Annotated in this window: 6 protein-coding genes; 4 read left to right on the forward strand and 2 right to left on the reverse strand. The window is 73.4% G+C overall.

Annotation, left to right across the window (positions count from 1 at the left end):
• Positions 1-227: 227 nt before the first annotated feature.
• Together ACWDX9_RS57875 and menD are read left to right on the forward strand one after the other, a co-directional pair.
• Positions 228-1,139, forward strand: a complete 912-nt coding sequence (locus ACWDX9_RS57875) for an o-succinylbenzoate synthase (RefSeq protein ID WP_449971816.1) — start codon at positions 228-230, stop codon at positions 1,137-1,139.
• Positions 1,136-2,797 carry a 2-succinyl-5-enolpyruvyl-6-hydroxy-3-cyclohexene-1-carboxylic-acid synthase gene (menD, locus tag ACWDX9_RS57880; protein WP_449971808.1) on the forward strand — a complete coding sequence of 554 codons (1,662 nt, stop codon included), beginning with the start codon at positions 1,136-1,138 and terminating at the stop codon, positions 2,795-2,797. The genes ACWDX9_RS57875 and menD overlap by 4 nt, the downstream gene beginning before the upstream one ends.
• On the opposite strand, the gene ACWDX9_RS57885 is transcribed toward menD, so the two are convergent.
• Positions 2,794-3,687, reverse strand: coding sequence for a 5'-3' exonuclease (locus tag ACWDX9_RS57885; protein ID WP_449971820.1), 894 nt, complete (start codon positions 3,685-3,687; stop codon positions 2,794-2,796). The two genes, menD and ACWDX9_RS57885, sit on opposite strands and share 4 nt — an antisense overlap.
• Entirely contained in the window at positions 3,687-4,958 is a 1,272-nt protein-coding gene (locus ACWDX9_RS57890; protein WP_449896614.1) for a PP2C family protein-serine/threonine phosphatase, read from the reverse strand. Before ACWDX9_RS57890 ends, ACWDX9_RS57885 begins: the two co-directional genes overlap by 1 nt.
• Before the next feature lie 133 nt (positions 4,959-5,091).
• Here ACWDX9_RS57890 and ACWDX9_RS57895 point away from each other — a divergent pair, with 133 nt between their 5' ends.
• A complete protein-coding gene (locus tag ACWDX9_RS57895; protein WP_449971811.1) occupies positions 5,092-6,201 on the forward strand; it encodes a M24 family metallopeptidase in 1,110 nt (369 codons plus the stop codon).
• A 7-nt stretch (positions 6,202-6,208) separates the two neighbouring features.
• A complete protein-coding gene (locus ACWDX9_RS57900) occupies positions 6,209-6,355 on the forward strand; it encodes a hypothetical protein (RefSeq protein ID WP_449971813.1) in 147 nt (48 codons plus the stop codon).
• Positions 6,356-6,391: the final 36 nt, after the last annotated feature.

Here is a 6,391-nt window from a genome sequence, read left to right on the forward strand (position 1 = left end):
GGGCGCAGCGCGGCCAGGGCGGCCTCGGACTGGCCCGGGGCCAGGGGGAGCACGGCGGGTCCCTCGCCGCTCAGCGCGTCGCGGATCGCCGCGTACAGGGCGGGTCCGGGAGGCTGCACAATGGCATGCAGCGGACGGTCCGAATGCGACGGGTTCCTCCACATGCTCGTAAGGTTAGTGGCGACAGGTCGGACAGAGGCGCAGGGAGGGTCGTGAGGCGTTCTCCCGTGGTCTTCCGCATCCCCATGCGCACCCGGTTCCGTGGACAGACCTTCAGGGAAGGCGTGCTGCTGCACGGTCCCGCCGGGTGGGGGGAGTTCTCCCCGTTCCCCGAGTACGGCCCGCGCGAGTGCGCCCGCTGGCTGGCGTGCGCCCGCGAGGCGGCCTTCGAGGGGTGGCCGGAGCCGGTGCGCGACAGCGTCCCCGTCAACGCGACCGTGCCCGCCGTGGGGCCCGAGCAGGCCCATGACATCGTCCGGCGCTCGGGCTGCGGCACGGCCAAGGTCAAGGTGGCCGAGCGGGGCCAGAGTTTCGACGACGACGTGGCCAGGGTGGAGGCCGTACGCGACGCGCTCGGGCCGGGCGGCCGGTTGCGGATCGACGCCAACGGCGCGTGGACCGTGGACGAGGCGGTGCGGCGGCTGAAGCGGCTCGACCGGTTCGACCTGGAATACGCGGAGCAGCCCTGCGCCACGCTGGAGGAGCTGGCGGCGGTGCGGCGGGCCTGCGACGTGCCGATCGCGGCCGACGAGTCCATCCGCAGGGCGGAGGACCCGCTGCGGGTGCGGGCGGCCGAGGCGGCCGACATCGCGGTGGTCAAGGTGCAGCCGCTCGGCGGGGTGCGCGAGGCGCTCAAGGTGGTGGAGGCGTGCGGGCTGCCCGCCGTGGTCTCCAGCGCCGTGGAGACGTCCGTCGGGCTGGCCGCGGGGCTGGCGCTGGCGGCGGCGCTGCCGGCGTTGCCGTACGCGTGCGGGCTGGGCACGATGGCGTTGCTGGCGGGCGACGTGGTGGACGACTCCCTGGTGCCGGTGGAGGGATCTCTGACGGTACGGCGCCCCCCGGTGGATTTTCAGCATTTGTCGGCTTTTGAGATTGAATCTCCCCAGTGGCTTCGCCGGATGCAGGAGGCGTCACGTTGAACCCCGCTACCGCACTGGCCACAGTCCTGGTCGACGAGCTGGTGCGCTGCGGCCTCACCGACGTGGTACTGGCCCCCGGCTCGCGCTCCGCCCCGCTGGCGCTGGCGCTGCACGCCGAGTCGCGGGTGCGCCTGCACGTGCGCATCGACGAGCGGTCGGCGTCGTACCTGGCGCTGGGGCTGGCCAAGCGCGGCGAGCGGCCGGTGGCGCTGATCTGCTCGTCCGGCACCGCCGTGGCGAACTTCCACCCCGCGGTGATCGAGGCGAGCGAGTCGGGCGTGCCGCTGCTGCTGCTGACCGCCGACCGGCCGCCCGAGCTGCGCGGCACGGGCGCCAACCAGACGATCGACCAGATCAAGCTGTTCGGCTCGTCGACCCGCTGGTTCGCCGAGGTGGGGGTGCCGGAGGACCGCCCCGGGCAGGTCGCCTACTGGCGCTCGCTGGCCTGCCGCGCCTACCAGCGCGCGTCGGGCCCGTCCGACCCCGGTCCCGTGCACCTCAACCTGGCCTTCAGGGAGCCGCTGATCCCCGACGGCGACACCGCCTGGTCCGAGCCGCTCGACGGCGGCGGCAACGGCCCGTGGGTGCGGGCCAGGGTCGCGCCCCCGCCCGTCGCCCTGCACATCGCGCCGACCAGGCGCGGCGTGCTGGTGGTCGGCGACGGCGCGGCCAACGTGCGCCGGTACGTGGCCGCGGCGGGCATGGCGGGCTGGCCGGTGCTGTCGGAGCCCAACGGCGGCGGCCGCTACGGCGACCACGCGATCTCCACCTACCACTACCTGCTGGGCACGCCGGAGTTCGCGGACACCCACCAGCCCGACGTGATCGTGACGCTGGGGCGGCCGGGGCTGTCGAGGCCGCTGCTGTCATGGCTGAAGCGGGCCGGCGAGCACATCGTGGTGGCGCCCGACCTGGGCCGCTGGCCCGACCCCACCCGCTCGGCCACGCAGGTGGCGCAGGCCGTGGAGATCCCGGTGGCGGCCGGCGACGACTCGTGGCTGCACGCCTGGCGGCAGGCGGACGCGGTGGTCCGGTCGGCCACGGACGCGGTGCTGGACGCCTCGGGCACGAGCGAGCCGCGCCTGGCCAGGGACCTGGTGGACGCGCTGCCCAACGGCGCGCTGCTGTTCTGCGGCTCCTCGATGCCGATCCGCGACCTGGACCAGGCGATGCGGCCGCGGCGCGGCATCAGGCTGATGGCCAGCAGGGGCGCCTCCGGCATCGACGGCGTGGTGTCCGCGGCGATGGGGGCGGCGCTGGCGCACAACGGCCCCTCCTACGCGCTGATCGGCGACCTGTCGTTCCTGCACGACCAGAACGGGCTGATCCTCGGGCCCCGCGAGCCCCGGCCCGACCTGTGCTTCGTGGTCGTCAACAACGACGGGGGCGGGATCTTCTCGCTGCTGCCCCAGGCGGCGGTGCGCGACCCGTTCGAGCGGGTGTTCGGCACGCCGCACGGGGTGGACCTCGCCTACGTGGCGGCGGCCACGCGGACGCCGTACACGCTGGTGGAGGACATCGCCGACCTTTCCAAGGCGATGCGCGGCGAGGGGCCGCGCATCGTCGAGGTGCGCACCGACCGCGAGCAGAACGTCATCATGCACGCCCGCCTGCGGGAGGCCGCGCAGGAGGCCGTCCGTTCCTACCTGGAGAGCTAGCGGCTCAGCACGTCGAGCAGGCGGTTGAGCGGGCCGTCGAGGCCGTGGCGGTCGGCGAGGGCCACGAGGGCCTCGGGGTCGCGCGGCTTGGCCGGCAGGGTGAGGTCGGCGTCGGCCAGCGGCGCGTCGGGGGCCACCTGGACGACGGCGGGGGCGGCGCTCAGGTAGTCGCGGGCGGCGCCCAGCTTGGTGCGGGCGCCCGCGGGGAAGCCGTCGGTGACGCCCGCGTCGAGGGCCTGCAGCAGCGCGTCGAGCGAGCCGAAGCGGGTGATGAGGGCGGCGGCGGTCTTCTCGCCGACGCCGGACACGCCGGGCAGGCCATCGCTGGGGTCGCCGCGCAGGGTGGCGAAGTCGGCGTAGGCGCGCCCGGGGATGCCGTACTTGGCGGTGACGAACGCCTCGTCCACGATCTGCAGGTTGCGGATGCCGCGGGCGGTGTAGAGCACGCGTACGGGACGGGCGTCGTCGACGAGCTGGAACAGGTCGCGGTCGCCGGTCACGATGTCCACGGCGCCCGGGGCCCGGTGGGTGAGGGTGCCGATGACGTCGTCGGCCTCGTAGCCGGCCGACTCCAGGCGGGCGATGCCGAGCGCGTCGAGCACGTCCTGGATGACGGCGATCTGCGGGACGAGCGCCTCGGGGACCTCCTCGGTGTCGCCGTGGGCGACGCGGTGGGCCTTGTACGTCGGGATCGCCTGGACGCGGAAGGCGGGCCGCCAGTCGGCGTCCATCGTGGCCGCGAGCTCGGTGGGGGAGTGCTGGCGGACAAGGGTGGCGATCATGTCGATGAGTCCGCGCACGGCGTTGACCGGAGAGCCGTCCGGGCCCTTGATCGACTCCGGTATGCCGAAGAAGGCGCGGAAGTAGAGCGACGGGGTGTCGAGAAGCATCAGCACGGGTCTATGGTCGCACTCTTGACGAGCGGTTCCGTGCTCTGTGCCGGTATGGAGACCGCCAGCAGGCAGGCGTCGTCCTCGGGGTTCGGGCCGCCGATGTCGGCCAGGAGGTGGTCGAGCCCGGCGTCCAGGTCGCGGGCGGGCACGTCGCGGGCGGCGGCAAGGACCAGGTCGAGGCCGACGTCGATGTCGCGGGTGCGCCGCTCGACCAGCCCGTCGGTGAACAGCAGCAGCAGGTCCCCGGGCAGCAGCCGGGTGGTGGCCAGCTCGTACGGGCGGCCCGAGGCGGCGCCGAGCAGCACGCCGCGCGGCTGGTCGAGCTGGCGGGCGACGCCGTCGCGCACGAGGATGGGCGCCAGGTTGCCCGCCTGGCCCCAGGCGAACACCCGGGTCTCCGGGTCCAGGTGGCCGATGATCGCGGTGGCGGTGGTCTCCTTGAGCTGGTGCATGGCGAGGTCGTTCAGCCAGGTGAGCAGCCGGTGGGCGGGCTGGCCGGTCATGGCCAGGCCGACGAGGGCGTGGCGGAGCTGGGCCATGTGGGCGATGGCGGGCAGGCCGTGGCCGGAGACGTCGCCGATGGCCAGCAGCAGCCGGCCGTCGGGGGCGGGCGCGGCCTCGAACCAGTCGCCGCCCAGGCTCGCGGTCTTCTCGGCGGGCACGTAACGGACCGCGATGGTGGCGTACGGCAGGTCGAGGCAGCCGGGGTGCTCGGGGAGGATGGCCTCGCGCAGGGCGAGCATGACGTGGAGCTCCTCGGCGGCCTGCTCGCGGGCCTCGAGGAGCTGGCGGCGCGACTCCGACATCAGGCGCTCGGCGCGGCGGCGGCCGGTGATGTCCTGGATGACGCCGTGCAGGCCGATGGGGCCGCCGGGGGCCATGAGGGGTTCGAGGACGACGCGCAGGTCGCGCAGCTCGCCGCGGCGGCGGATGCGGAACTCGGCCTGGACCGGCTCGACGCTCTCCACGGCCGACCACAGGAGCCGGTCGAGCGTGCCCATGTCCGCCTGCTCGACGTGTTTGGCCAGGTCGGGCAGGGCGATCGGGCCGTCGGCCGGGTCGCGGCCGAAGATCAGGTAGACCTGGTCGGACCAGATCGTCTCGCCGCTGTGCATGTGCCATTCCGCCCAGCCCATGTTGCCGAGCCGCTGGGCGTGCGCCAGCCGTACGGCGAGCATCTCGGCGTCGTTCTCGGAGCCCGGGTGGTCAGTGTGGCCTTTGTTGCTCTTGTGACCGAGCGGCTCGGCCGCGCCTGCGACGTCGACCATGGTCCCACTTTCAAAGATGGACAATTGACCCCACACTACGTGATCAATCTTGAACGGAGTGTAGCGATGGCTTGCCGTCTTGTGAGAGCTTTTCGCGGATTTTAGGCGGCGCGGTCCGAGTAGATTATGGGCTGTGACGTCCTCAGATCTGTATCCCGTGTCCCGTCTCACCGCCGTCCAGGAGGCCACCGCCAAGGCCGGTCTCGACGCCCTTTTGCTGACGCCCGGCCCCGACCTGCGCTATGTGAGCGGATACGAGGCCAAGCCGCTGGAGCGGCTGACGTGTCTCGTGGTGCCCGCCTCGGGCGAGCCGTACATGATGGTGCCCCGGCTGGAGCTGCCCGCGGCGCAGGCGTCGCCCGCCTCGCGGCTGGGGCTGGAGTTCGTGGCGTGGGACGAGACCGACGACCCGTACGCCATCGCGGCGGCGCGGCTCGGCCAGGTCGAGAAGGTGGGCCTGGCCGACCGGATGTGGGCCATGTCGTCGCTGCGCTTCCGCGAGGTGCTGCCGGGCGCCGAGCAGGTGCTGGCCGGGACCGTGCTGCGGGAGCTGCGCATGCGCAAGTCGGCCGCCGAGGTGGCGGCGCTGCGCGAGGCGGGGGAGGCGATCGACGCGGTGCACCGGCGGGTGCCGGAGTTCCTGCGCGCCGGGCGCACCGAGCGCGAGGTGGGCCGGGACATCGCGGAGGCGATCCTGGCGACCGGCCACTCGACCGTCGACTTCGTCATCGTCGCCTCCGGGCCCAACGGGGCCAGCCCCCACCACGACGTCTCCGACCGGGTGATCCAGGCCGGCGAGCCGGTCGTGGTGGACATCGGCGGGCAACTGCACAACGGCTACTGCTCCGACTCGACGCGCACGTACAGCGTCGGGGAGCCGCCCGCGGACTTCGCCGCGTACTACGAGGTGCTGCGGCGGGCCCAGGACGCGGCCTGCGCGGCGGTGCGTCCGGGCGTCTCCTGCGAGTCGATCGACGCGGCCGCCCGCGACATCATCGCCGAGGCGGGATACGGCGACTACTTCATCCACCGCACCGGCCACGGCATCGGGATCGAGACGCACGAGGAGCCGTACATCGTCTCCGGCAACGGCGAGCCGATGGAGGCCGGCTTCGCGTTCTCCGTGGAGCCCGGGATCTACCTGCCCGGCAGCCACGGGGCGCGGATCGAGGACATCGTGGTCTGCACCGAGACGGGCGCCGAGCGGCTCAACAACACCCCGCGCGACCTCGTCATCGTGTAGGAGGCGCGTGTTCGCGGAGGTCGCCTGCGCCAGCAGGCCCGGGTCCGGGCGGCCGAACGAGGACCTGGTGATCGCGGGGCCGTCGTGGATCGTCGTCGCGGCGAGCACGCACATCGCTTTCACGAGCAAGGGGACGCGCAACTCCTTGCGGTAGTCCCACAGCTTGCCCGCCTGCCAGCGCCGCGCGACG

The organism is Nonomuraea sp. NPDC003201 (assembly GCF_053590415.1).

Excerpts from the sequence above, each read along its gene's own strand:
- ACWDX9_RS57885 (WP_449971820.1), bottom strand. The coding sequence starts at position 3,687 with ATGCTTCTCGACACCCCGTCGCTCTACTTCCGCGCCTTCTTCGGCATA.
- ACWDX9_RS57890 (WP_449896614.1), bottom strand. The coding sequence starts at position 4,958 with ATGGTCGACGTCGCAGGCGCGGCCGAGCCGCTCGGTCACAAGAGCAAC.